Source organism: Parasphingorhabdus sp. (assembly GCF_039982415.1).
In the GTDB taxonomy this organism is placed as follows: domain Bacteria; phylum Pseudomonadota; class Alphaproteobacteria; order Sphingomonadales; family Sphingomonadaceae; genus Parasphingorhabdus.
Genome location: NZ_JBDWYL010000001.1, coordinates 532,601 through 559,186, shown reverse-complemented (window position 1 = coordinate 559,186; position 26,586 = coordinate 532,601). Strand labels below are relative to the sequence as shown.

The 26,586-nt window shown below is 48.1% G+C and carries 23 protein-coding genes; 9 read left to right on the top strand and 14 right to left on the bottom strand.

The annotated features are described in order from the left end of the window. Positions 1-4,578 (top strand): hypothetical protein (locus ABJU74_RS02780; protein WP_348422545.1); only part of this gene is annotated, 4,578 nt, incomplete at its 5' end. Positions 4,579-4,645: 67 nt separating this feature from the next. On the opposite strand, the gene ABJU74_RS02775 is transcribed toward ABJU74_RS02780, so the two are convergent. From ABJU74_RS02775 to ABJU74_RS02750, 6 genes are all read right to left on the bottom strand, one after another. Next, positions 4,646-5,617: a DUF1838 family protein gene (locus ABJU74_RS02775; protein WP_348382989.1), complete on the bottom strand. Its 972-nt coding sequence runs from the start codon at positions 5,615-5,617 to the stop codon at positions 4,646-4,648. Between the two features lie 53 nt (positions 5,618-5,670). Then, positions 5,671-6,885: a VOC family protein gene (locus tag ABJU74_RS02770; RefSeq protein WP_348382988.1), complete on the bottom strand. Its 1,215-nt coding sequence runs from the start codon at positions 6,883-6,885 to the stop codon at positions 5,671-5,673. A gap of 197 nt (positions 6,886-7,082) precedes the next feature. Beyond that, positions 7,083-8,237: an L-dopachrome tautomerase-related protein gene (locus ABJU74_RS02765; RefSeq protein ID WP_348382987.1), complete on the bottom strand. Its 1,155-nt coding sequence runs from the start codon at positions 8,235-8,237 to the stop codon at positions 7,083-7,085. A 10-nt stretch (positions 8,238-8,247) separates the two neighbouring features. Then, entirely contained in the window at positions 8,248-8,658 is a 411-nt protein-coding gene (locus tag ABJU74_RS02760; RefSeq protein ID WP_348382986.1) for a DUF4345 family protein, read from the bottom strand. 13 nt (positions 8,659-8,671) lie between these two features. Then, entirely contained in the window at positions 8,672-9,427 is a 756-nt protein-coding gene (locus ABJU74_RS02755; RefSeq protein ID WP_348382985.1) for an enoyl-CoA hydratase-related protein, read from the bottom strand. Next, positions 9,424-9,903 (bottom strand): MarR family winged helix-turn-helix transcriptional regulator, encoded by a 480-nt coding sequence (locus ABJU74_RS02750; protein WP_348382984.1) that lies wholly within the window; start codon positions 9,901-9,903, stop codon positions 9,424-9,426. Before ABJU74_RS02750 ends, ABJU74_RS02755 begins: the two co-directional genes overlap by 4 nt. Positions 9,904-10,113: 210 nt before the next feature. Here ABJU74_RS02750 and ABJU74_RS02745 point away from each other — a divergent pair, with 210 nt between their 5' ends. Continuing rightward, on the top strand, positions 10,114-11,175 hold the full coding sequence (locus ABJU74_RS02745; protein WP_348382983.1) for an acyltransferase: 1,062 nt from the start codon (positions 10,114-10,116) through the stop codon (positions 11,173-11,175). A gap of 45 nt (positions 11,176-11,220) precedes the next feature. Here the strand turns inward: ABJU74_RS02745 and ABJU74_RS02740 are convergent, their stop codons facing one another. Together ABJU74_RS02740 and ABJU74_RS02735 are read right to left on the bottom strand one after the other, a co-directional pair. Further along, positions 11,221-12,612: a sugar transferase gene (locus tag ABJU74_RS02740; RefSeq protein ID WP_348382982.1), complete on the bottom strand. Its 1,392-nt coding sequence runs from the start codon at positions 12,610-12,612 to the stop codon at positions 11,221-11,223. Positions 12,613-12,817: 205 nt separating this feature from the next. Further along, positions 12,818-13,099 carry a hypothetical protein gene (locus ABJU74_RS02735; protein WP_348382981.1) on the bottom strand — a complete coding sequence of 94 codons (282 nt, stop codon included), beginning with the start codon at positions 13,097-13,099 and terminating at the stop codon, positions 12,818-12,820. A 285-nt stretch (positions 13,100-13,384) separates the two neighbouring features. On the opposite strand from ABJU74_RS02735, the gene ABJU74_RS02730 reads away from it, so the two are divergent. After that, complete coding sequence (locus ABJU74_RS02730; protein WP_348382980.1) at positions 13,385-14,098, top strand: PEPxxWA-CTERM sorting domain-containing protein; 714 nt, start codon at positions 13,385-13,387, stop codon at positions 14,096-14,098. Between the two features lie 9 nt (positions 14,099-14,107). On the opposite strand, the gene ABJU74_RS02725 is transcribed toward ABJU74_RS02730, so the two are convergent. The 3 genes from ABJU74_RS02725 to ABJU74_RS02715 form a co-directional block, all read right to left on the bottom strand. Then, a complete protein-coding gene (locus tag ABJU74_RS02725) occupies positions 14,108-14,629 on the bottom strand; it encodes a TIGR02281 family clan AA aspartic protease (RefSeq protein WP_348382979.1) in 522 nt (173 codons plus the stop codon). Positions 14,630-14,688: 59 nt separating this feature from the next. Next, positions 14,689-15,669 (bottom strand): hypothetical protein, encoded by a 981-nt coding sequence (locus ABJU74_RS02720; protein ID WP_348382978.1) that lies wholly within the window; start codon positions 15,667-15,669, stop codon positions 14,689-14,691. Between the two features lie 172 nt (positions 15,670-15,841). Then, positions 15,842-16,912: a cell wall hydrolase gene (locus ABJU74_RS02715; RefSeq protein ID WP_348382977.1), complete on the bottom strand. Its 1,071-nt coding sequence runs from the start codon at positions 16,910-16,912 to the stop codon at positions 15,842-15,844. Positions 16,913-17,276: 364 nt separating this feature from the next. Here ABJU74_RS02715 and xrtV point away from each other — a divergent pair, with 364 nt between their 5' ends. Together xrtV and epsI are read left to right on the top strand one after the other, a co-directional pair. Further along, positions 17,277-18,155, top strand: coding sequence for an exosortase V (xrtV, locus tag ABJU74_RS02710; RefSeq protein WP_348382976.1), 879 nt, complete (start codon positions 17,277-17,279; stop codon positions 18,153-18,155). Next, the gene (gene epsI, locus ABJU74_RS02705) at positions 18,152-18,883 is read left to right on the top strand and encodes an exosortase-associated protein EpsI, V-type (protein ID WP_348382975.1); all 732 of its coding nucleotides are present in this window, start codon (positions 18,152-18,154) and stop codon (positions 18,881-18,883) included. Before xrtV ends, epsI begins: the two co-directional genes overlap by 4 nt. Before the next feature lie 33 nt (positions 18,884-18,916). On the opposite strand, the gene ABJU74_RS02700 is transcribed toward epsI, so the two are convergent. Beyond that, entirely contained in the window at positions 18,917-19,171 is a 255-nt protein-coding gene (locus ABJU74_RS02700) for an XrtV sorting system accessory protein (protein WP_348382974.1), read from the bottom strand. A gap of 107 nt (positions 19,172-19,278) precedes the next feature. On the opposite strand from ABJU74_RS02700, the gene ABJU74_RS02695 reads away from it, so the two are divergent. Continuing rightward, the gene (locus ABJU74_RS02695) at positions 19,279-20,175 is read left to right on the top strand and encodes a SurA N-terminal domain-containing protein (protein WP_348382973.1); all 897 of its coding nucleotides are present in this window, start codon (positions 19,279-19,281) and stop codon (positions 20,173-20,175) included. On the opposite strand, the gene ABJU74_RS02690 is transcribed toward ABJU74_RS02695, so the two are convergent. Continuing rightward, positions 20,172-21,548 (bottom strand): hypothetical protein, encoded by a 1,377-nt coding sequence (locus ABJU74_RS02690; protein ID WP_348382972.1) that lies wholly within the window; start codon positions 21,546-21,548, stop codon positions 20,172-20,174. The genes ABJU74_RS02695 and ABJU74_RS02690 overlap by 4 nt on opposite strands. 297 nt (positions 21,549-21,845) lie before the next feature. Here ABJU74_RS02690 and ABJU74_RS02685 point away from each other — a divergent pair, with 297 nt between their 5' ends. Then, positions 21,846-22,937, top strand: a complete 1,092-nt coding sequence (locus tag ABJU74_RS02685) for a glycosyltransferase family 4 protein (protein ID WP_348382971.1) — start codon at positions 21,846-21,848, stop codon at positions 22,935-22,937. Here ABJU74_RS02685 and ABJU74_RS02680 read toward each other — a convergent pair. Further along, a complete protein-coding gene (locus tag ABJU74_RS02680; protein WP_348382970.1) occupies positions 22,934-23,899 on the bottom strand; it encodes a UDP-glucuronic acid decarboxylase family protein in 966 nt (321 codons plus the stop codon). The genes ABJU74_RS02685 and ABJU74_RS02680 overlap by 4 nt on opposite strands. A gap of 204 nt (positions 23,900-24,103) precedes the next feature. Between ABJU74_RS02680 and ABJU74_RS02675 the strand changes: the two genes are divergently transcribed. Together ABJU74_RS02675 and ABJU74_RS02670 are read left to right on the top strand one after the other, a co-directional pair. Continuing rightward, entirely contained in the window at positions 24,104-25,303 is a 1,200-nt protein-coding gene (locus ABJU74_RS02675) for a DUF1996 domain-containing protein (RefSeq protein WP_348382969.1), read from the top strand. After that, on the top strand, positions 25,300-26,535 hold the full coding sequence (locus tag ABJU74_RS02670) for a glycosyltransferase family 2 protein (RefSeq protein WP_348382968.1): 1,236 nt from the start codon (positions 25,300-25,302) through the stop codon (positions 26,533-26,535). The genes ABJU74_RS02675 and ABJU74_RS02670 overlap by 4 nt, the downstream gene beginning before the upstream one ends. Positions 26,536-26,586: the final 51 nt, after the last annotated feature.

Genomic DNA, 26,586 nt, shown 5'->3' with positions numbered 1-26,586 from the left:
GACAATGTTATTCTGACCGCTGGCGGCGTTGCTGTTGTCGATACGCTTAACAGCACAGCCGCTGGGGCAATCGTCAACGGGACGTCTGTGACATTGAACAACGGCGATATCGCGACCAATCTAACGCTCAACGCGACAGCGGGTGATATTGCTGGCAATGGCGTTATTAGTTTAGGCGGCTTTGCCAATTTTGATGCCACCGGGGATATCGCTTTTGGCGCGATTACTGCTGGCACCGGCTTTGATATCGATATTGCCGGCAATGTAGCCTTTGTCGAAGCCAATACCCAGTCTGGCAATATTACCATTGATGCGAACAACATCACCGGCGGTTCGGTCCGCGGTGGATTGGACGGCAGTGATAATGGCAATGACTTTGTTATTCTCAATGCTGCAGGTAATGTTGCTCTAACGGGCGCGATCGGATCGCTCGACAATGTCACCATCACTGCCGGTGGATCGATTACTGGCGGAGATTATACCTCTCCCGATATGATAATATTAAACGGCAGCGGCCTGGCCATTGGAACGGTCGATGCCAATAATATCAGTCTTACCAGTGCCTCTGACATTCTCTTCGACTCCCTCATTTCAAATACCGCCATTTCTCTTTCCGCCCCGGGCGGCGCCATTGGTAAATCCGCCACGGGTGCTGGGGATATTAGCAGCAGGACGGCTATAACTCTCAATGCTGCGGCGACGAACACTGGTACGTTGGATGCAGGCACCACAATTGCTGTAACCGCAGTCGGAGCGGCTATAGTGAATGAGGCAGTTAGCGCGACGACAACAAATATTACTGGCGGCACGGTTACGCTGCGTGGCGGTATGATTGGAACTGGCCTCACTTTAAATGCGACAGCAGGTGAGCTCAACAGCATTGGCAACACCGTGGTTGGCGACGCGATCAACTTGACAGCATCCGGTGACATTAATTTCGATGCCTTAAACGCAGCGACAACGTTCACGGCCAATGCGGGTGGTTCGATTACCTTCAATGCGCTGGAATCTGAATCCCGGAACTTGCTTGTTGCCGGAACCGATATCAATGCCGGTACGGTTTTGACGCGGGGTTTTGCGGGCACCAATTTCACTAATGAATTGCGCGCAGGCGGAGCAATTGGCTTCACCAATATTACTTCGACCGTTGATTCCATTCGTGTTGATGCCGGAACCGATATTAACGGCGGTACGGTCACAAATATGACCCCCGGGTTTTTTGGGCGGATTGACCTGGATGCGGGCGGCACCATAAATCTGGATAATGCAGATGCCACGAACACTCTCAGCATAGATGCTTTGAACATCGATGCTGGCCAGGTTGCTTCAGGTGGAAATATATCAGTTACAGCCATAGAAAATGCAGCGGTTGATACAGCTACTAGCGGCGTAATTGCGGTTCGCGGCGCGGCTGTGGTTGTCAACAATGCGGCATCAGGAAGCTCCCTGACTATCACGGCAACCAACGGTAATATCTCAGGTAATGGTATTCTCACATCCGGCAATAGCAGTAATATAGATCTCACAGCGACGGGTGATATCTTATTTGGCGATGCAACCGCCGACGGCAATTTTAACATTGATGCTGGCGGTGCGGTCATGTTTGATCGTGCTGCAAGCACAGGATTTGAAATTGCCATTGATGCTGGAACCGACATAGTTGGCGGTGATATTTTTGTGAACGGCATCCGCGCGACGACCCTGACGGCGGGGGGAATAATTGATATCGATACGGCCGAAGCGGGCGGTGTCATTTTACAAGCCGCTGCAATTAACGCTGGAACGCTGACATCCACTGGCGGAATTACCACCACCAGCGCAGGAGCGACCGCAGTTGATGGGATCAATAGCAATGGAACGGGCGCACTTTCCGGAGCGTCGGTTACTTTAAACAACGCAACCACAGGCGGTGCACTCATTTTAAACGCCAATGCGGGCAATATCAGCGGTAATGGGGAATTGAATGTCGGCGGTGCTGTTGATTTTGATGCGACTGGCAATATCAGTTTCGGATCACTCACTGGCAGTACTGCGCCGGGTTTTTTTGCTTTTACCGTTGATGCCGGCGGCGACATAAATTTCACCAACGTGGCGACGGAAGACACGATGAACTTGTCGGCTGCGGGCAGTATCAATGGTGGCGGAATAAATCAGACAATCCCTTCCAGTCCAACAAACAACGTAAATCTAAATGCGGATAATATTGCTATCGGTGATGCAACAGCAACGAACCTGAACCTCACTAGCGCGACCAATATCCTGTTTGACAGCATTACTTCGCCCAATTCCATTTCACTGTCAGCAGTAAACGGTTTGATTGGCAAAAATAGGGGTAGCGGCGATATTAGTAGCGGTGGAAATATCGCACTGACATCTCAGTCAGTGGATATTGGCAACGTAATTTCCGGGGGCGATATCACTTCGGATGTTACACTTGCAAATGCAGCCTTTGGCGCTTTAGATGCCGCAGGAAGTATTGTTATAACGGGCATCGCTGCTGTCGCAGTTGACAGCGCAATATCCGGTGCGTCAACCAATTTGAACGGCGCGTCGGTCGCGTTGAACAGCGGCATGATTGGAACCAACCTGACGCTGGAAGCCACGGCGGGTGACATTGATGGCAATGGCATGGTGACGGTTGCCGGAACTATAGATCTGGATGCCGCGGGTGATATTGGCTTTGGCGGTCTCGATGCGCAAGGTGGTAATTTTACAGCGGATTCTGGGGGTGATATTACCTTCAACGCTGCCATGGCCTTTGGCGATCTCACCTTTAACGCTAGCGGAGAGATTGCTGGCGACGTAATAGCGCTCAATCCCGCGACCGGAAATGTCGCTCTCATGGGCGATCAAGGCATAAACATAGCAACCCTCTCCGCATCAACAGCGGATATCAACTCGAGCAGTGGCGATATATTCATCGATACCGAGCTTGTCGCCACCAATGGGGTAACCGCCAATGGCAATAATATCCTTTTACGCGCGACAGGAGACTTGGACGTAGTCGCCACAGCCAATAACGGCGACATAGATATTGTGATTCAAGGCGATCTTGCTGCTGCTCAGATTGCGGGGTCAGGCAATATCATTCTGTCCAGTCAAAGTGGTTCGGTGACTGCAGGCGGAGCGGGCTTCGCGCAGCAAGTAACATCAAGCAATGGCAATATCTTGATCAGTGCAAGCATGGATGCGATTATCAACAATTTGACAGCCGCTTCCGGCGGACTGACAATTGTGGCCGGGGGGCTGATTGACATACAAGAGCTCGCCAGTGGCACAACCATAACCACTCGCTCGGCCGACATAAATATTGCTGGTTCTGGGCAATTGGGTGAATTTCAAAATACAATCCTGATCACGCTAGAAAGCAATGGCAATAACGTTGCGCTTCTTGGCGGCACAGGAACAGCCGGTGTTTATAATCTCAGCCAAGATGAGTTTAACCAGATTCAATCTGGGGGTGACTTTGCTTTTTTTGCCGCTGACACCGGTTCAACCGATCCTTCGCTGGTGATTGATAACCTGACGTTGAATACTGGCCAAATTGTCGGTCAGATCGGCAATGTGTCTTTGAACAGCGCCGACAGCATCCGTATCATTGGTGACTTAAATCTCACCAGCGCTTTGTCTGATACCGGATTGAATTTAAACGCTGCCGGAGGTGACATTCTTATTGCTACGAATGGTGGCGGGCTGGTTCAAATTACCGATAGCGGCGGAAATTTTGGCGGCGCCGGAAATCTGTCCTTCATCGCCAACAGCATTTTTGCCATGACCGATCAAGCGTTCGCGGACATTACTGGCCTGCCCGTTTCAGATGTCGACCTGCGGCTCGCGCAGAATGACGGTATAATCAACGCTGATGGGGTTATTCGCGGCGGCAATGTGACTTTGACCACTACAAACAGCAGTATTTATATCCAGAACACCGCCGCTAGCACGGCTTTCGATGATCGCCGAGGGATTGTTGCTAGCAGCCTGTCGCTATTCGATACGGTCATCGCAACACCGCTTAACGTCGTCATTAATGGAATTATCGGCGGCAACACCGGCATAGATGCGGTTGCTGCGACCAATATTGTGACCGGTTTCAATCCCGCCTCGACGATCAATGGTTGCGTGATCGCCAATCCTGCCAGCTGTTCTTCAATATCTCCGGCTCCAACACCGACACCTGTTCCAACTCCAACGCCTGCACCAGCGCCAACTCCAGCACCCATACCGACCCCAAGCCCAGCGCCTACGCCCTCGCCTGATCCTGTTGATGCTTCGCCGCCGATCGTCGCAGCCGGGGGATCAGCTATCGAAAGTCTCGTTCAAGATATCAGTGAAGAAGAAGCTCAAAGCAGCGAAACGACTATGGATGTTTCTATGAACACAATGGGCAATTCGCTCATTCAAATAAAGGAATTTGAAACTCAGTCCGAGTCCGGTTCACTCGATGAACCGGTAACCGGTGTTGGAAATGATGATTTGTGGCAAGCGGATGATGCTTGTCCCAGTGGTGCTCCAGACGGCTGTGGAGCCGATCTTGACGATGAAAATGAAGATGACAGTGTATTGGTGAAAGACGAATGAAATCAATATTCGTTTAGGAGGCCGTTAGACTTGGGACAATCTGAACGTTGTACCACAGGCTGATAACTCAGCTTACAGCCAATTTTTGAGGAGAACGGGCCTCTATAAAGCGATCTGTATTGCTCAAAACTCCAGGCCAAGGGTCGGCATCATCGAAATAATTGGGCTGATCTTTCTCGATGAATTCAAGCATTTCTCTGGGAGCATCTTTGTAGGAATTCAGTTTCATCCCGGTTGCTCGCCATTGTGCATTACCTGGTGCTGCATCCATTAGCAGCCAAGGTTCCCAAGGGCTAAATGATGACCAGAACATTGCAAAGTCGGCCTGACGCACATTGGGATCCAGAAGATGATCCAATTGTGTAGAATAGCTGGTTTCTCCGGCATAGAAATTAAGCGGTCCAGAAGTTTCCCGCGGCCATTTCTCAGGCTGTAATTTGCTAGTGAATTGCCCGCTGGAAATCTCATTCAAACAGGCTTGGTTTCCTGCCGTTCTCCAATCCCGCTTAGTCTTCCCGCTTTTATCGTCGCCGCGTTCAATAAATTCTGCAAAATTATGCTTTCGCTCAAACCCTCCATATTTATTGTGAAAAACCTGATTTGTTTCACCCGTAAGAGGGTTTGAGATTTCCCTTATCGGCAGTCCGGTTTCAAGATCACTAAAAAAACCCACATCGAAGCTCTTTTGCAAGAAAACGCCTTCTTTTTCGTTTGCTGTCCACCTGTGCCGCGCCAAGCCCTGAAATCCACAGAAAGGGACCGGCAGTCGTTGTGGCAATGCACCCCACAAAACACCTTTAAACCAGATATAAACATCCGATGTATCCAGACTACCCACTAGTTTGATATAGATATGGAAACGTTCTCGCTCTGATAGGCTTTCCCAAGCAGGGGAATGTAGCGCTTTGGCAGAACCTGTACTTAACGCCAATGTACCTCCACCCAGTCCTGCAAAAAGCAAATCCCGGCGATAAAGTGAGATGTTTGCGGTCATAGCTAAATATCCTTCCCAAAAATGCGGACCAACAACAAATGACATTGAAAATGACCATTATGCTTGATCGAAATATGATCTACTTCATTGTAGATGAGTTAAGGATTTCTCTTGGGTTCCTTCCCAGGAGCATATTCATATATTTCCACCCGGACACCATTGGGATCTAGCACTGAAAAAGATTGAGACAGACCCGCTCCACTGGGACTGAGCGGTGCGATAATCTGTATTTTTTCATCTGCCTGCATTGCAGCATAGACACGTTTTATGCCGACAACTTGATGGGCCAACACTATTTCCCCTTTCGCCGCTGAGGCATCATCGGAAATCCTGCGATATGCACCATCATCCGCGCCTGGACCGGAAATTTCAATAAGTCCCAGATAATTTCCAGAAAATGGTCGTTCTATTCTATTGTTGACGGGTTTGAGATAGGCAATGCGCGCCTTCATTTTAGGTCCCGCACCAATGGTGGTGAGAGACTTTTCATCCGTAATTTCGTTCTCAACCAGAAGCTTATACCCCAAATATTCTGTATAGAATCTTACCGAGCTATCCCAATTTTTCACATAAATTGTGGCGGTTCTGAGGACTGCATTGATGACATCGGCATTACTCTTCGGCACCCCATCCCGCGTCAAAGCATTCAATCGATATGGGATATTATCTGGTGTTCCATCAAGTGTTTTTCCGGAATCATCTGTGCCGAAAAATTCTATAGAAAGAGCATCAGAGCGCAATTGATAGCGCCATTCCCAATTTAGCAACTTTTTATGAACCGTCGACATTGTCCGGCAATCTGTAGATTTTCCATAGAAGCCTGTTTCGGTTTTTGTCCATGTTATAGGACATGCAGCCCCGCTGCGTGCCGGTTCCAAATCTTCGGCAGAGAACCCGGCTAAACGATTAGCATCGCGGGCAAATGGCAAGCGTTTATGCTGCTCCTTAAAACGACGCGGTGTTGCCAAAACTGCATTGCCATTTTGGACTGATGTAAAGGTCCATACCAGAAACTCATTTTCGTCAAAGATCCAAGGATCCGCTCGGTATAAGGTGCTACCGACCAACACTGGGCTATCGAATTCCGGAGCATTGATCCTTACAAAACTCCTGTTCACCCAAGCGTGCGATTTTTCTTTCGAAACATTGTTCGCTTTATCCTCCTCCATTTGCAGGCGGCTATCAAACTCGCCTTCCAGCATATCAGCCAATTCAGCGATTAACGGTTTCCCCGAAGCTTCTGTCGCGTGAATCGGTATTGCGAAAGAGGCAATGATCGTAAGGGTAAGTCCTGCCAAGCGATAAAACGACATGCATGTTTTCCCGTCTCAATTTTTCAAAAACAGACAATAATATATATTTGTCCGGACAAATTTAGAGATCAATGGTGAAAATGCAATAACAATCGCCACGGATAAAATGATCGCAAATAATGGCTGATTGGCCTATCAACCGCTCGCCTTTCCGCAAGTTCGGTTCAGCCGGGAATAGGGAAGTCTACCGAAAATCGTTATTGCAGATTTTCTTCTGCTCCAAGCGGAGCGATCCGGTAGATAGCATAGGGACCGCTTTCTTTCATTCTTTGCTCGTCACTCGGCGTCGCGAATTGGTCAATGAGATCAGTTAGACGGCTATCGGTAAACCATATTGCCCCATCGGGATCGACAGTGACGCTATCGGCCCAATCCACGGTGTCTGATTTTGTCAGGCTTGTATAAGTCCCATCCATGGAAAGTGACCCTATGCCCCCATTTTCAACGTCTGTTATGATCAGGTCACCTTCGGCTGTGAGTTCGATACCATCGCTCATTGGTTTTTTGCCGACAAATTCAATCTGTTCTGCAACCGCTTTGTCCGTCTGATTCTTATCGCGCAATATCTCAGTTGGAATGCGAAAGACGCTATCGTGAGACATGGTTGCAAAATAAAGCGTTTCACCATCTGGCGTTAAAGCAATGCCGTCAACGCCGACCACAAAGCTGAGCAGTCCAAAGGCGAGTTTATAAGGATCGCCATTGGTTTTGCGCATCAACCAATTTTGTGGACTGACGGTGGAATGGCCTTTTAAAGCCGTGCGGGATGTTTTGCTGGGTACGTCAAAAATAATCAATCCAGCCGCGGTAAATTTGAAAAGTCCCGTGTCGGCCAGGTAAACCGTATTTCCATCTGGAGACACGCGCATATCCTGCGCAAAGCCGGCTTCCTTTTCCGCAAAATAATGATCGACAACCAGTTTTCCGCTGGTCATATCAACGGCCATTAGGCGGGTTTTCTTGCCTTCCAACGCACCCGGTTTAATGATCCAAAACCGGCTTTGACGATCGATGGTAATACCCATGGCACCGTGAAATTCTTTTTGCATGGCCGCGTTTGGAAAAGGTGAGGATTTTCCATTTTTCCATTCAAAAATCGTAGCATCTGCAAAGCGCTCAGGCTTGTGGAGCATATGATAAGTATAGAAAATCCGTCCAGTTGGAGAGCTGGCAACCATACCAGGAGGATAAGGCAATAAAATGGGAGTGGTAACACGAGCATCTTCGATTGTCGGCACGGTGCTCATATCGGGGTAATATTCACCGCTGCCATGGATCCAGCGAAATCCAATCAAGAACAGCGACAATGTAATTGCCAAGCCAATAATTAATCGCAGCGTCCATTTCAGCATCGAAAATCCCCTAAAGACCGATTTTTGGTTTATCAGATCTGCGAAACAAGGCCGCTAATGTGAGCGCGACCAGGACAATATCTACCATGATAAAAGTCTTGATTCCGTCGGAATATTCGGGCCAAACGGACAGCCCTTCTATTGCAATGCTGGCCAGACGCCCGAACAAGACACCGCCTACTGTGACCAGCAAGAGGCCGAGGCCAAAATTTCTCGGTAATCTGTCAAATGCGCTTAACAGCAATGCGATCGTAACAGCGCCGAAAAAATCACCATATTGCCCTCGAATTTCGTTTCGACCATCGGCGCCTTCAACCACGAGACCAAAATATGCCAAGACGTCCTGCGGAGCTGTCAATGCCCGTGTCGATATATATGCAGCCACAATGATGCCGAGGAACAAGACGATACGCTGAAACATAAATTTCTCCGATCTATGCAAATTCAGGGGGGCGTTTTTCTAGAAAGGCCGCAACAGATTCGCTAAATTCCGACGATTGTAATTGGGCAGCAAAATGAAGTGATTCATTTGCCATCTGTGTGATTATCAATTCTTTAGAATTGCGGACCAATTGCTTGGATTTCTGCACTGCGCCTGGCGCCAGATGAGCTACTTTTTGTGCAGTTTCGATAGCCATCGATAAAAGCGTTTCTGGATCCGCGATCCGGGAAATCAAACCAGCGGCTAAGGCTTCCTGCGCATTTAATCTGCGCCCGGTCAGGAAAATATCATTGGCCAGCGCCATGCCAACCGCTTGCGGCAGCAATAAGGAGGAACCGGCTTCTGAAACCAAACCCACTTGTGCAAAAGGAGCGCTAAACACCGCTGTGTCACTCGCAAAAACCAAATCGCAGTGGAGCAGCATCGTCAAGCCAACACCCACAGCTGGGCCATTAACAGCAGCAATCACCGGGATTTCTATATCGCGTAGAGTTTCCAAAAAGCGCACAACGGGTGGTTTGCCTTTGGGCATGGGTTTGGCAAAATCACCCAGATCATTGCCGGCGGTAAAGGCAGTCCCGCGGCCAGTAATAACGACTGCGCGAACATTCTCATCGGCCTTGGCATTGTCGAGGCAATCGGCAATGGCGTCGTACATCTCGTGGGTTAAGGCATTGAGCTGCGCTTCGCGATTAAACGCTATTTCAAGGACACGCGCGACGGTTTGGGATTCTATGAGATCAGTCATTTTTTTGTCTCAATTTCTGGTTCGGAATTTTCGGGTATATTGGTGATAATATCATCGGCATTATGCGCGACATAATTCAAAAACCGCGCGATGATTTGTTGCTCAGCGGGCGAGAAGGCTTCCAGTAACCGTTCGTTATAGCGGCGAACACGAAACACAGACCGTTCCACATGACGAACCCCTGCCGGTTCGATAAAAATCAACTGTACCCGTCCGTCTTGGGCGCTTGTTTCTCTCCGCACCAGTTTCCGTTCAGTCATCCGATCTATTAAGCCGGTCAAGCTGGATTTCCCCATTTTTAGCTGATCGGCAATAGTCGTTATCGGGATGCCCTCCCCCTTCGACAGTGTGAACAAAACTCCTTGTTGAGTGGCGGTCAATCCTTCTTCTTGACGCCAGAATCGATCCGCTGCGCGAAAAACAGCACTATGGGCTTGCTGCAAAAGATGAAAAATTCGGGGTGTTTTATGAGTCATAATATTAATTCGTATGTGAACTATAATTGGTTCGTATACGAAATAATATTTTCAAGCAAGCCACAATCTGTTCGAGAATTAAATCTTCTCTGGTCAGGAAATCATGCCGTCATTCACCATTTAAACTATCCATGAATGATACGGATTGAAAAGTGCGCTTGCGGAAAGGCGTATTTACCGATTAGGGCAAAGTTCGGTGGATGCGGTTTCATGAACGAAAACAGGCCGGCATATTTTGGGGGAATAACGGTGACGGAAAGACGTAAAGCCCATTCGATACAATTTTTACGTTTCGTTGCCGCTTCACTCGTTGTCCTGTTTCACGCTCATTTGGCTCTTGCCACTGACGTATCGCCAAATAGTGCATCCAAATATGAACTCTACCTCTTTGGTTTCGGCGCGGTAGGTGTCCATATATTCTTCGTCATCAGTGGATATATCATGGTTTTGACCAATCCGGTTGATGCCAAGGGCTATAGTGCTAAACGGTTTTTCAGAAAGCGGATCATTAGAATTTATCCAATCTATTGGTTACTCGCCATCGTTTACATATTGGTCAATACAATGATTGGATCGGGCTATGACTTCTCTGTCTATCGGTTGGTTTCCGCATTACTGCTTTTTCCAGACAATGCCGCTTTAATTATCGGTCCGGCATGGACCCTATCCTATGAGATGTATTTTTATTTCATGTTCGGTCTGGCCATGCTGTTTGGACGTCTGCGCGGTATTATTATTTTGTCGGTCTTTTTCAGTATTGCCATGGGGCTTGGTATTCTATTCAAACCAAGCAATGCCGCCCTTGCTCTCGCCACCAACAGCCTTTTGATAGAATTTCTATTTGGTGCCTGGATTGCCTATTTCACCACGCGATTGAAGTTTCCCAAACTATGGGGGATTGTTGCTTTGCTGGCGTCTGTTAGTCTCTTTGCTGTCGGGATATCCTGGGGTTATGAAAACCTGCCAAGCGCGATAATTTGGGGTGTGCCCAGTGCCTTGCTGATTTTGGCGGTGGTGATTTTGGAAGGCTATTACCAACCGGTATTTATCGAGAAACTATCCCCATTGGGCGACAGCTCTTATACGCTTTACCTGGCCCATATCTTGATTATCACTCTATTGGTATTTGTTGCCCAATGGCTGGGGATAACCGGAGTTCCGCTATTGGTGATGACCTTGATTTTCGCAGGCGTTGCCATTGCGATTTCCCACTGGTTCCATCTCATTATAGAATTACCGATGACGCGTGCGCTTAACCGGTGGTTGAGCTGATTCAAACCGATTGTTGTATGACGGCGAAAAGGTCAGTCAGTCTATTCAATAGGCATTGGGATGGATAAGAACCTTTGCGGTACCGAACAATATGGTCACGTCGCGCCACAAGCGCCACCCTTCGAGATATTCCAAATCTGATTGCAACCGAGCTTCGAGATCTTCTTGTCGATCGGTCGCTCCTCTAAAGCCGCGAATTTGTGCGAGCCCCGTTATACCCGGTTTGAGCGCGTGGCGGAGCCAATAGCGCTGATTAATTTCCCAAAACAGCTTGTCTCCGGCCAAAGATCCCAATGCATGGGGTCGAGGCCCCACCACACTCATTTCACTCCGTAGAACGTTGATCAGCTGAGGAAGCTCATCAATGCTCGTCTTTCGGATAAAATTGCCAACCCGGGTTATCCGTTGATCATTTTTCTGGGTGGATTGATCTCCTGCCATATCGCCATTTTCCGAGCGCATACTGCGGAATTTGTAAATGCTGAAAATCCGATTGCCCTGGCCTACTCGAGGTTGGCGGAATAAAATGGGCCCCGGGCTGTCCAATTTGATTAAGATAGCGACCACGAGTAAGAGAGGCGCCAGAAAGATCAACAAAGGTATAGTGATTGCCAGATCAAAGGCTCTTTTCTTCAAACGATTGACCAGGCTCAACGTCCCGCGAGAAACCACCAATGTATCATTGCCATCAAAATCACCTAGGCCGATTGCACCCAGATTGTTAGCGCCGCTTACAATCAATTCACCGGTTACATCCGATCCTTTAAGAAAAAGCGCCCAATCCGACCGGCGATCGCGTTGGCAGGCCACAATGATCCGATCATAACCTTTCACCACTTCGGACAGGTGCGACAACATATGGGGATCCATGGGATCCGGATATAGTTTTTCAGCCTGGGCATCGACGCAATACATGCCTTTTTCAAAGGCCAACGGAGGAACGCCGTCTACAATGAGCAACTGATCAACAACAATTCCGCGGAATTTCAACCATATAAATTGGTTCACGATAAGACGTCCCAAGCCAATAAAGGCGGCGCTGGCCGTGAATGCAAAAGCAAAAGCCAAACGCGAGATGTCGGTTCCGGTTTGGGAGAAAAACGTAAACATCAATACGATCATGCCAGTCGCGAAGAGCGCTGAGAATGGACGTCTGACGCTTTCCGATAGGCTGCGCAAGGAATCAATCGAATAGGAATCACGGGTAAAGGCGAACATTACGAAAATGGGAACCACCAGCAAGACGATATGATAGCCTTGCGGGGAAAGCCATTTGTCCTCACGCAGCAAACTGGCCATCATAAAGGCGGATACGATTGCGATAATGTCTAGAAATTGCAGCAGGGTGTAAAGCGCAAGACGCGTCGATCTAAGCGGCCAACGTTCTGTTGTTCCGTTTTTTAACTGCTGTTCTGAAAAAGGGTAACTCTCGTTCAACTATCGCACCATCATTATATACACAAACGTGCAACCCACTTATTGGAATAGAGGAAAACGCTCTAGAAGGCCACAAACTAATGGTTTGTTAACCAAAGCGCGACAAGTCCATGATATCTTGGTGTTTTTATCACGAAAATATACCATGCTACCGTGAGGCGTGCTGGATTTCTGGCGGAATCATTCAGCGTTCTACCGCCGGGCGTTAGAAAATGACCAAGCTGATAGTCGCTACGCCAGTCCAAAGAGCCAAAGAAATTCCAACGATAATCGCTACGCTAGCGATCGTTCCATATTTGTCGGTTGACGGTGAAACAACAGTGTCACCCATCTGATCTTCAATTTGTTGCTGCAATTTTCGCGCAGGCGAAGGCACATAGCTCGCTTCATTCTCCCCGATTGCTTGCACAGTCTCTTGTTCCTGTTGAGAAACCTTGCCTTCTTTGGCGATAAAGGACTCATCATATTTGATTTTTCGTGCGTGCATGTCTGTGCTCCTGACACAGTCTTGCGATGAAATTGGTTTCTCAAAGGTTAATTTGTTGAGATTATTTAAAACTACGTAGCCATATGCTGGCAGAAAGGATCAAATGGTCGAGAGATAAAATTATATTGGCCTAGCTCGAAAAAGCCCAGTTTTCCGGACGGTTTCATGGTGTCAAAACTGGTAAACACCGTTGCAAATTGCACAGAACTGTATATGTGATAAGGAAATATAAACACTTCATCGAGAAAATGTCCTCACGGGCGCGATGATAAACAGGAATCTGACGTGTCTGATAATCTTTCAGGATTGATAGCATCTGCCGATCGCCGGCGCCGAACTGCGATATTGCTTTTTGGCGGTGCCATAGGCTTGGCTGCGCTGTTTCCTCATAATGATCGTGCTATGTGGGTTCCTGAATCGGAAACGCCTTTTGTTTTCACCGCCGTGCCGGAAAGATTGCCGGTAACCTATCTTTCGATCCCAGGTGCGGACACGTTGTTGCGGACCTTGGGTGGTTTTCCAGGCGATGGCGTTGATCGCAGATTGCGCCGTCGATTGTTGCCAGGCGATGGCGATCCAACATTCGTAGCTCCTCCTTCTGGTGCGGGCAATACCGGCAATGCGGCCAATAATATTCCAAATGCAACTGTTCCGGAATTTGGCGATTTGCCGACTGAGCTGGCCGATGCACAGACTGCTCCTGGTGGACCATTGGGACCGGGCGGTGGCGGAACTTCGCCAACTGGCCCATCTAGTAATCCTGGCGGAGTTCCAGGTGGTATTGGCGGCGGCGGGCCTGGCACATTTAACAACCCACAAACGCCGGTTGACGATACACCAGGAGAAGAAAACCCTCCTATGGAAGAGCCTCCGATCATGTCCGCGGTTCCAGAACCGGTTACGTGGGCGATGTTTATTTTGGGCTTTGGAATGATTGGTACGGCTTTGCGTCGTCGCAAGTCGACAAAGGCAGCATCCAATCAATTGGCTGTGGGGTAAACCGCATTCTTATTCTATAATCATCTGATTATTTTTGATCGTAATCGATTCAAATTGCGATAGAGCGTTAAGGCCTAGAAGAGAAAATGCTGGGCCGCCATCCATCACAGCGATATCCAAATCACCCAATGATTTTCCAGCGACATTGATTTGGTCGGCTTTTTTCCAGGTCATTTTGCCATAGCCGGATGCGGTTCGTATCCGATGGGTTGAAGACGGCGCGCCTTCCCAACCGATGCGTTTGGCATCGGCCTTGTTGAGAACAATGACAGAAGCTCCGGTATCGATCGCGAATCGAATGGAAACGCCGTTCACATTTCCATCAACATAAAACAGGCCATCGGTTGACCGGTTTATTTCGAGCGGTCCAGACTGGTCTGGGCTGTCGGTGTTAACTGTATCGTGGTCCAATGCGGCGCTCATCGCAGTCACCGGTGTAGCATCCGAAAACACCGACACTTGCACAGCAGCCAAAAAGGCGCCGCCCAATGTCATTATGCTTAAAAGCAGGTTTATTGGTTGCCATAACATTAACCCCCTTTAGCAGCGATGATATTGGAAAATTGTTCAGCAGGACGGTAAATGCCAGATTAACTGTAATCCGCCTCTTCAGATCCCTTTTTCAAGCGTTTGAATTGCCTGCGCTGATACAGGCCTATCAACAATGTGCCAATCGCAAGAATGAAAAACTGCCAAAAGGCTCCCCAATAAGGCCAGCTTAAATCGCTGGCATCGCGATACAGGACATAGTGATCGGGGTGCACATCTACGCCCGCCTTTTGATATAGCAGAACAATTTCATCGGGCAGCCCATCTTGCCGTAAAACACCGTTTACTGATCCACCAGGGCCATCTTTTGTTGGGACTATTCTGCCCTGTTCCAACAAATGCTCGCGCTCTGGAACCCGACCAGGAAGCTGGTTGCGCGGCAAGACAAACTCTGGGCGAAAGACTTGGACAAAATAACGCGTAGATTTGCGATCAGCGATCCGGCTGACGATCGGGATGAAATAAGTTCTCTGCCGCGCGAGTACCAGGTCCTTTTTTATCGTTGCCAATTTTTGCCAATCTAATGTTCCATTTAATCGCGCATTGCCTTCTTTGGGTTCTGCAAATGGCAAGCTGCCAACATTAATTGTCTGCATCTTGCCGCTGTCATTTGGCAGCATGAAAACCAGAATAAGTGTGACCAACATTGCAACGACGGCAAGACCTGACAAAATGAAAAAACTCAACATGGCGCGTCTTGTTTTACCCAATGTTCTCTTGACTTGGTCTGGAAGAGATAGTTCGGGCTGATCAGCTTCCTTCTTTTTTCGAACCCGAAAAACGATCCATAAAATCAACACCAACAGAAGTGTGAGCAATAATATCGGCAGGGCCATTGTGAGAATGGGGAAATAATTGCCGAACAGATGAAATTGCCATTCAGCCAGGCGAGACACTAGCCCTCGATAGAAGAAGGATTGTGGCAAAAGAACAAGAAAGACGAATAAGGCGAAGGCAATAGCGACAGGGACAATATTCCCGCGCAAGGAAGCAAGAAATTTAGATTCAGCTTGGTCCGTCATATCAAGTTCCTCGAAACCGGGCAGATATCCATGATCTATGGACCTGTCTAGAGCCTATGTAGGATAAACTTGAAATAGATAGGTTCTCCGTAGGTTAAAAGCGATGAATGGATGATTTTACTGGATCGTAACTAATCTTGCAAAATGTTACGATTGTAAGAGCGAAACATGCTCAATCCAGAATGAGAGTGCCCTTTTCGTTGTCGGCTGCAATCGAACTTTGCGCATCATCGGCTGACAGCCCGTCATTTTCCGGGAGAGCCGTTGTTGATGGCCCGGCTTCAAACTTGGGTGTAAGAATGGGATCAGTTTCGGGCACATATATTGGCTGTTCAGAAGGTTCTTGATCGACGAGATCGAACGCTTGTTCGGGGCTTGTTTCCCCTTCGCTCTCGGTCAAGACATCTTCCGACAGGTCTTCTCCGGCATATTTTTGCGTAAACGCGGGCCGTTTGCCCCAATAACCAGACCAGCGGTAGAAAATATGGGATCCAACGGTTTTGACCTTCACCAAACTTTTTGCCCAATAGGGGACGATCCAAACCGTATGATAGTGAGTTGCTGTTCCAACGCTCGGTTCTACTGTGCCGGAAATGGCTTCCGCGGCCAGTTTCTCGGCTTTTTTCCAGATGGACGGACTGGGCGTACGAGCGAGTGAACCATCACAGGTGAAAGAAAATTGGCAGCCGGTAGAGCGTTGAGAACCTTGGAATACAACCCCGCAGATATTATTGGGATAAGCAGGATGTCTGACACGATTTAATACAACTTGAGCAACCGCTCTTTGTCCGCGTTCCGCTTCAATCGCAGCTTCATAATAGATTGCCGATGTTAAGCAGTTAATGGCTGCTTTTCTAGAGATTTCCATCGCAACATTCGATGGTACCAGGAAAGGACGGGCAGGAACGACCGGATCTTTGGATTCCGGAACGCCATTATTGAAAGCAATGGCATCTTCTTCTGATAATTTGGGGCCCATTTCTTGTTCGGCCATCTCCGCGGGCAAAGCCGGGAGAGCGGGCACCACTACATTTGAAGGATCGTCTAACGAAATCGTAGCAAAAGGCTCTTTTCCAAGGCCGATACGGTCCTCAAAAAATGACGTTGAAGACATGTAGAGACCAGATATCGGTATCAGGCAAAATAGCAGAATGAATATTATGATCGAACGACGCCGCGCTCTCCAGCTGCGTTTAAGCGTTTTGCGCTGCGCAGGGATCTGATCTGAATCGGTGAATTTCATAATTATTCAGTTTAGCGCTCGCTGTTGCGAAAAGCCCTCATCTCATCAATCGCGATGTCCCGTACACGCAAACCCTCTGCTATTGAAACAGTAGAATGGTTCATTGGCAATATACGCCTGTGCACAGCCTTTTACACCAATGGTTTAATTCGTATAGCACGGGTTATAAAGAAGTCGGCTTGTTCCTGTGCCGAAATAGCACATTACCGCCATTTTTTAGGCTTATTGCTGGTAACTATGGCAAGTGGTTGCGGGATATGATAGGCGACTTTTCACAAATAAGTAAATTCTCTTATCATTCACATCTCGGATCTTTCTCCATGCCTAATATTGCAGCATCCGGCCTGATAAAAGCAGACCCTTCATGACCAGTGCAACTGCAAGACCTTCACTACCCCCTATGAGCTTGGCGAATATTTTACTCGCCTTGGGTTTGGTTGCGATCATTATTCCAACGATGACATTTGTTTCGCAAGAAAGCTGGTCTCAAGAAACCGGAGCCCATGGTCCCATTGTCCTGTTTACCGGTCTATGGCTTTTGCGCAGACGGTGGTTGGTAGCGAAACCGGCGATGAAGCCGGCCCCTACCCTGCCGGTTATGGTGCTGGCGACCGTGTTTCTTCCGCTCTTCTTATTCGCCCGTATCACGCAGATCATCGAGCTTGAAGGCTATTTAATGTATGGCCTCGTTTTGATTGCATTGTACAGCATGGTTGGGAAAAAAGCGATGAAAATCATGTGGTTTCCGCTATTTTACATGGTTTTTGTTTTCCCACCGCCAGACACGCTAATCGTACTGATTACGCAGCCGCTGAAGATTTTAATTTCTCAAGCAGCGATTAGTTTGTTGCATACGCTAGGCTATCCTATAGGCGGCGCGGGAGTGATGATCCAAATTGGCCAATATCAACTACTGGTAGCGGCGGCCTGCTCTGGGCTCAATTCACTGGTTTCGCTCGCTGCCATTTCGCTTTTCTATATTTATGTCCGGCATCAAGCCAATTGGCGCTATTCCGTGCTACTCAGCATGATGATCATCCCGGTTGCTATTATTGCCAATTTTATACGGGTTATTATTCTCATATTGCTGACTTACTATTACGGCGAAGCTGCGGCTCAAGGCTTTATGCATAATTTTGCCGGCATCACGATGTTCATGATCGCTGTATTGACTATCTTTGCGATTGATAGCGTTCTTGAACCAATATGGCGGCGGTTTACCAATCGGAGGGCGGCGACATGAGCGTTGATAATTCTATTGCGGAAAGTGCCGAGAGATCAGATTCAGAAAATAAATCTATTGTCAGTCGCCGGCATTTGATCATGGGTGGTGCATTTTGCTTGGCCGCCGGATTGGCTTATGCGAGGATGCCGCAAGTCATTTTTCCTGCGGTGGAAAAAACTGATTTTGAAAAACTTATTCCCGAAAATATCGGGCTTTGGCGGTTCGAAACATCCAGCGGCGTGGTGCTCCCGCCGCCTGACGCCTTGTCAGATCGGCTCTACGACAATCTCGTAACTCGGGTTTACACGGCGCCAGAAGATCCGCCAATCATGTTCCTGACCGCTTACAGCAATACCCAAGATGGCGTGCTGCAAGTGCATAGGCCGGAAATCTGTTATCCCGCGGGCGGATATGAACTAACTGAAACGCAGCCCATGGAAATTGACAATGGGCTTGGCGGAAAAATACAAGCCAATGCGTTCACCGCAACAGGCAGGGGACGGACCGAACATGTTTTATATTGGACACGGATCGGCAGCGAGTTTCCGGTCCAATGGAGCCAGCAGCGTTTGGCCGTTATCAAAGCCAATTTGCGCGGCATAATCCCGGATGGTGTTTTGGTCCGTACATCGCTCATAGCGCCGAATTTTGATGAAGCTCTCCCGCACCTCTCCAAATTTGCAGCCCAGCTTAATCAAGGCATGAATAAGCAAGGCCGAGCTTTGTTGAGCGGCATCAAGGTATAATCTACACGCGCTAAAATTTGGGGTTTGGAACGTTTATTCGTCCGGGCGTTTGAACTTTTCAAATGGTTTGAGCACCATCATGATAAATGTGATGACCGTGGCAATGACTGCCACTGCTGCCAATTGATAGCCTTCATTGCCCAAATAATTGGCACCCGCGCATCCCACAGACGCGACGAGATATTGCCAAAGATGATCAGGCGGATCATCCTCGACCGAACGATCTAGAAATAATACGATTAAACCGCCAAAAATGGCCACTGTTAGCCAATCGTAAATGGTTTCCAATCTAGCCTCCCGTTGCTATGTAAGCCTCTGTATATTTTTAACGACTATGTAACAAGCCAATGATTCGTTTTGTCTTTTTAATGGACAGAATTTTAGGAGAAGTAACCGTGACGACGAAGCTGACTATGAAAACCCGCGCTATATTGGGCCTCGCCGTTGGAGCGCTGGTTCTAACCGGATGTGAAAAATCCGCTGAAGGTCAGGTTGCTGCGGTTGTGAATAATGAAGAAATCACGCTGCAGGAGATTAATGCTGCCTTGAATGAAACCAATATTCCAGAAGGTGCCGACAAAAAAATACTGCAACAAAAGGCCTTGCAGCAGATTATCGAACGCCGTCTTTTGGCGCAAGCGGCCAAGGAATCTGGTATCGATCAAGACCCGGCCTATCTCATTCGTCAACGGCAATTGAGTGAAGCCTTGTTGGTGCAAATGTATGCCGACAAAGCAGGAACAACGATTAAAGTGCCTGATCAAGCCGCCATTGACCGTTACACGGAAGCCAACCCCTTTGCCTTTGCAAATCGTACGGTTTACGCAGTGGACCAGATTTTATTTCCTGCTCCTGCCAATCTCAACGATTTAAAGCAGTTAGAAAAAGCCAATACACTCGAAGAAGTGGGCGCGATCCTTACGCAAATGGATATTAAATATAATCGCAAAACAGCGCAGATGGATTCACTACAAGTTCCTCCCGCGATGATGGCGCAAATTATTTCCCTTGATCCCGGTGAACCTTTTGTGATTCCAACCAGCGGAACCGTGACCGCGAATGTGATAAAAGCGCAGCAAAAAGTGCCTTATAATGCCGATCAAGCGGGTCCTGCTGCCGTCAAAGCCATTCGTAATGAAGAGATGGCCAAAATTATGAAGCAACGACTGGCCGAAGCCAAAACCAAGGCTGAGATAACCTATCAAACTGGTTTTGAACCGCCCAAGGAAGGGGAAAAACCAGCCGAAGCTCCGAAATTGCCAACAGAACCAACGGAAGTTCCTGCTGGCTAAACATCTCGTTTTGGATCACTCACAACTAAGCTGCCGGCAAATATAAGGGCGGGCAGAAATATGAATGCGTTGAGCAGCGAGTCTATCGCTGTGGCGAAGATAATTATGCCTGAAACAAACAGGATTGAGGCGCGCGCGCTAGGTTCTATTTTTTCAGTCCTATCGTGCAAATTGCGGCGCCATCTGGAAATTATAGCTGCCAAAGGACTGCTTATAGCCAGAAACAAGCCAATCAGTCCAAATTGACCGATGACAAGCAAAGGCAATCCCCATGGCCGCCGCCCTAATTCCCGCCACCAATCCCACTGGCCGGAACCGACTGTCATGCGTTCGCGAATTGCCGGGATAGTCTTTTCATCCTGCGAGATCCGCCAAGACAAGGAACCGCGACCAACGTTGCGCAATATGCTGAGCGCGGTTTGTCCAATTGTGGTTTCTTTTGCGAGCGCACGAATGGGGACAACACCGCTAATGTGAACGGCGGAGAGAATGGAAACCAGCACCAAGGCTGGCAGCACAAGCTTCCGGAAATGATGCAATATACGGTGGAAATGCAAAGCTGCCAATCCGGCAAACATGAGCAGAATGGCACCGATAGATTGTGAAGCGATTACAATTAATATCAATGCCCATGCGACAAGGCGGTTTAGCCCCGCCTTCTGCCCGCCATCCTCTGACTTTAACTGCCAAAAAGCCAGTATAGCCGCCATGGCTGTCCACAAGCCATATTGATTGCCATCTTCGAAAAAAATCAGTGGCCGATAACCCCAATATCGCTCTGCCCCAACGGCAGAAAAAGGGTGATCACCATAGAAATATTCATAGAAACGTATGCCAGAAAATCCTTCGACAATGGCAAAAGGAACCAAGAGAACGGTAATTTTGGTCAAGCTATCAATGAGGATTAGTTGATTGATTCTGCAGGTAAAATATATCCGCCCCAAAAACCATGGTAATGCCCAAACCCCAGTTAAATAGAGGCTTGATTGCCAGCCAGGCGGGCTTTGATCGAGTGCGAAATTTTGTACAAGAGGCCAAATACACCACGCAGCCATGGGGAAATCTATTAATTTCGGACGAAATTGGCGGATGCTCTTAATATCGAAAAGCAAAGCCCCGGCAAAAGCTGTGATACTTGCAATCCAAGCTTTGTTAATCAGAGCATCCGTCGGTAGCGCGACGCCTAAAATCCAATAAGGAGACGATTCTGTTGTGCCAGGGAAATAATCATCTAGCGCTGGATAAGAAGATACCGGCAGAAAAATGAGTCCGGTGAAATATATGATGCTGATGGCGCGGGCCGCTGGCAAGAAGGCAAAGGAAGCAATTCCAAACAAGGAAAAGGCGATATAAACAAGCGATATGGCCTCCAAAACTCTGCTCCTGATCCCGGTGTAAATAGTTTTATAGGATCATTGAATAGAATTGTCGCCATTTGAAAATATGGCACAAGCCATATGCATATGGGCCTTTGCTGGCGTTTACTTGTTTTGTGATGTGGCTGCACGGCTACTTTTTGGGCTTGGATCGTCCGAGTATTTACTTGTCTATTTTGGAATTTTTTCGATTTTCGGCATGGTTTGCGACCAGATCATGGCAATGACAAAGAACCCTTTTGAATTTGAGCACCATTCCGGTAACGCAATAAAAAACAAGAACAGAGTAAAGCCATGAGATTACTATTCGCCTTGCCCGGCTTCCATCGATACGAACGCGGTGCTGAAGTGGCTCTTTTATCGGTTGCTGCCGAATTGGCCAGAACCGGAGATGACGTAACGGTCATCGGATCAGGAGAAGCGCGAGAAGGCGATCCGTATAAATTTATTCATGCCGGATCCATTCGCCGAGAAAATTTTGAAAAATTTCCTTTTATTCCGCTGTTTCGCAGTGAAACAGTGTATGAAGAAGCCAGTTTTGCACCGGCTCTTGCCTTAAAATACAAGCCGCAAGATTATGACGCTGTTCTGACATGTTCTTTTCCATTCACAAATCGAATTTTGGGACGCCCCATCTTAAGCGGACAAAAGCCGCTCAATATATTCGTTACCCAAAATGGAGAATGGCCAGCTGTTTCGAATGATGCGGAATACCGGTTTTTCTCTTGTGATGGGTTGGTTTGTACCAATCCAGATTATTTTGAATCCAATAAAGATCGCTGGAAATGTGCGATAATTCCAAATGGCATTTCAACCGATCGATTTAGGATTGGCGTTGGTGATCGGAGAAAATTTGGATTTCCATTAGATCGAAAAATTGTCCTAATGGTTAGCGCTCTAATCCCTACGAAACGGGTTATAGATGGCATCAGAGCGGTCGCACCAATGGATGATACTCACCTCGTTGTCGCAGGAGATGGCCCGATGCGGGATGAAGTGAAGGCTTTGGCTGCAGAATTGCTTCCCAATCGATTTACCCAATTGACTGTAACGCCTGATCAAATGCCCAGCCTGTATCAGTCAGCAGATGTATTTCTTCATCTGTCATTGCTGGAATCATTCGGGAATGTTTTTCCTGAGGCGATGGCGTGTGGACTTCCGATTATTGGCCACGATACCCCCCGCTTGCGCTGGATCGTTGGGGACGACGAATATCTTGTGAATACAGAGGATAATCTGGCCGTTACCCAGGCCTTGAAAGATGCTATTGCAGACAAATCTGCGGCACCGGCTACCGTGTCAGAGCGCGCCAAGAGTTTTGCTTGGTCAAATATTGCCGCGCAATATCGTTCTTTTCTGTCAGAATTGATGAGCAAACGCGACTAAGCGGGGATTTTTTCCAAACCTTGGAAATAAGTGATTGTTTTCTCCAATCCCTCTTTGAGTTCGATAGACGGTTCCCAGTTCAATTTTGATTTGGCCAAAGCAATATTGGGTTGCCGCTGTTGCGGATCATCTTGAGGTAGTGGCAAGTCTATGATTTTAGACTTTGAATCGGTCATATCGACGACCAATTCAGCCAACTCGCGAATAGAAAACTCATTGGGATTGCCAATATTGACGGGACCGGTAAATCCTTCCTTGCTGTTCATTAGCTTCATCAACCCATCGACCAGATCATCGACATAACAGAAGCTTCGCGTCTGACTGCCATTGCCAAAAATTGTAATATCTTCGCCGCGGATTGCTTGCATGATAAAATTGGATACAACACGGCCATCAGAAGGATGCATGCGCGGCCCATAAGTGTTGAATATACGCGCCACTTTAATCTCTATGCCATGTTGACGATTATAATCGAAAAACAGGGTTTCAGCGCAGCGTTTTCCTTCATCATAGCAAGAGCGAATACCAATCGGGTTTACATTTCCCCAATAATCTTCGGTTTGGGGGTGAACAACAGGATCGCCGTAAACTTCACTGGTTGAAGCCTGCAAAATCCGGCATTTCAAACGCTTTGCCAAACCCAGCATATTGATCGCGCCATGGACGGATACCTTGGTGGTTTGCACAGGGTCATGTTGATAATGAATGGGAGATGCAGGACAGGCCAGATTATAAATTTCATCGACTTCAACAAAAAGAGGCAGGCAAACATCGTGCCGCAAAAATTCAAAACGGGGATGTTGTAGCAAATGGGAGATGTTGCTTTTTGAGCCCGTGAACAAATTGTCGACACACAATACTTCATGCCCCTGCTCGATCAGGCGATCGATAAGATGGGAACCGAGAAAACCACACCCTCCGGTAACCAAAACGCGTTTTTGTGAAAAATAATCTCGGCTCATGCCAGTATCTCCGGTAATTTATTGAGCTGTTCGATACAGATGGGCCGTATAGCTAGCAAGAGTGTTGATAAGCTTAAAATTGCCAGATTGTAATTTTGGGACAGATTGCAGGCTTGCCAGCGCGATTAACCTCGTGACGGTGGAAAGACTATTTGATAAAGCCAGTGAAATTGGGGCGGCGAAGATAAGGATGATATTTCCGCGATGGCGCGTATGTTACAATTAATATTTGCGGTCGGGTTGATAGGCATAGGAACGCAAAGCCTGGCAAATGATGATGCTATGCCAGAAGGTGTTGAACTGCCCTCAATTCCTAGCAATTTTGATGTCGAGGAAGAATATGTGCCCGGTTGGGGGCATGGTAAGGTGCCGAAGAGCGCAGAACCCGATGTTGTGGGCGCCTTTCGATTTCTCTGCAGCCCGGGCCAACTGAGCTATGATGATCCTATAGTCTATCCTGGAGAACCCGGCAAATCCCATCTCCACCAATTTTTCGGCAACACGTTGGCCGATGCCCATTCGACTTACGAGACTTTGAGGACGACTGGCGATAGCACCTGCAATAATCGTCTCAATCGTTCTGCCTATTGGATGCCTGCGATGATGAATGGCCGTGGACAGGTGGTTAAGCCGCATCATTTTGGCGTTTATTACAAGCGATTACCAGCTTCTTCCGCAGGCTGCAAAGCTCAAGGAGAGGGCGTAAAACAAACATGTGTCGCGATTCCGCGCGGCTTACGGTTTATTTTTGGACATGATATGCTCAACAAATCGGGCAAAAAAACGGGCAATGGCTACTTTAACTGCAAAGGCCCAACCGCAAAACCAGGTAAATATCCGGATATCGTCACGGCCGCGAAAAACTGCCCGCCTGGTAATCAGCTCGGTGCTCTAATCAATGCGCCGAATTGCTGGGATGGCCGTAATCTGGATAGCGAAGACCATCGCAAACATGTCTCCTACCGAGTGCGCGGCAGCGATGGCATAGCGCGGTGCCCGAAATCTCATCCTTATCATATTCCCACGTTCACGCTTTCCGCCTGGTATGAAACGGACGAAACGTTGGATGGTTCCGGGGAATGGGATCCTGACAATCCCAGTTGGCATTTGTCGTCCGATTATATGCCAGGCATGAAACCTGCGAAACCGGGCACAACCTTCCATACCGATTGGTTCGGCGCATGGGATGACGAAGCGCTTGCGCTTTGGACAGAGCATTGCATAAACCGAAAACTCAATTGTTCCGGAGGCGAACTGGGAAATGGTCAGCAGTTGCGATTGAGGCAGGGTTATAGGAATAATGGCAAGCAACGGGTGTTTGACCCGCCGCCTGATCCAGGCTTGCACCAACATCATGCCCGTGCACCTGTGCAACAGCGCCGTGCAAATGAAACCCGTCCATGAATTCTGTTGAAATCACTATGACCGCCCTCGCCTGGCTGTTTGTTGGGCCATTTCTGATATTATTTGGAATATATTTGATAGAAGTTTTGATCGCACTTTTGTTGGGCAGAAAAGATCCAGGCCAAGTCGAGCAAACGAAGTTTTCGTCGCCAAAAATTGCCATTTTAATTCCGGCTCATAATGAAACTTCGATCATAGATGAAACCATCAAAACCTTGAAATCACGTATTCCGGAAAACGCGCAAATACTGGTTGTCGCCGATAATTGCAGTGATGATACGGCTGTTCTTGCCCGCGCTGCCGGCGCAGATGTGGTTGAAAGATCGAGCAGCACAGATCGCGGTAAAGGTTTTGCTCTGGCACATGGGCGCGATATTCTTGCCGCCACGCCACCGGATGTTGTGATTATTTTAGACGCTGATTGCATGCTTGATAAGCACAGCGCGCAAAAGCTAGCTTTTGCCGCGCAGAGTCTTGGAGCCCCCGTTCAGGCGACCAATTTAATCCATAGTCCGGCGGGAGCACCGCCCATGGTACAAATATCCAATTTTGCGATGCTGATGAAAAACCTCATTCGTCAACGGGGTATGACCCGCATGGGCGGAGCAGCGTTACTGACCGGAACCGGTATGGCTTTTCCATGGCCTGTATTTGCGAAGGCGCCTCTCGCGAGTGGGGATTTGGCGGAGGATTTGTCCCTTGGGGTTTCCTTGACCAAAAGCGGCCAAACGCCTTTATTTGTAGAGTCTGCCGGAGTGACCAGCTTGGCGGCGGCCAAAGAAGACACATTGGTTCAACGCACGAGATGGGAGCATGGATTTCTATCCACCGCCAAGGCTCAAGCCCTTCCCCTTATCGGTTCTGGCCTGCTTCCATGGTCGAAGGCGCAATTTTTCTTGGGTCTCCATTTATTGGTTCCGCCATTGGCCTTGCTATTTGCATCAGGATTGGTGGTGATTTTGTTGAGCGGTTTGCTCAAATTCTGGGGAGCATCTCCCCTACCCTTCCAAATCATCTCGACCATTGTTTTTCTGTCCATTTTGACCACATTAGCCGCGTGGATTATAGCGGGTCGTTCCGTCTTGTCCTTTGGAGCTCTGGCTCGGATACCTTTGTATATTCTGTGGAAAATACCGGTTTATTTGAAGCTGTTCAAAGGAAAGGAAACTCAGTGGATCCGCACGCGCCGGTCAGGTGAAAATCAATCTTCGGTTTCAAACCCAAAAAAATAGTACAGCAATTTCAGCATAAAATTTGTGCAAACGATTGATGTTAAACGCAAT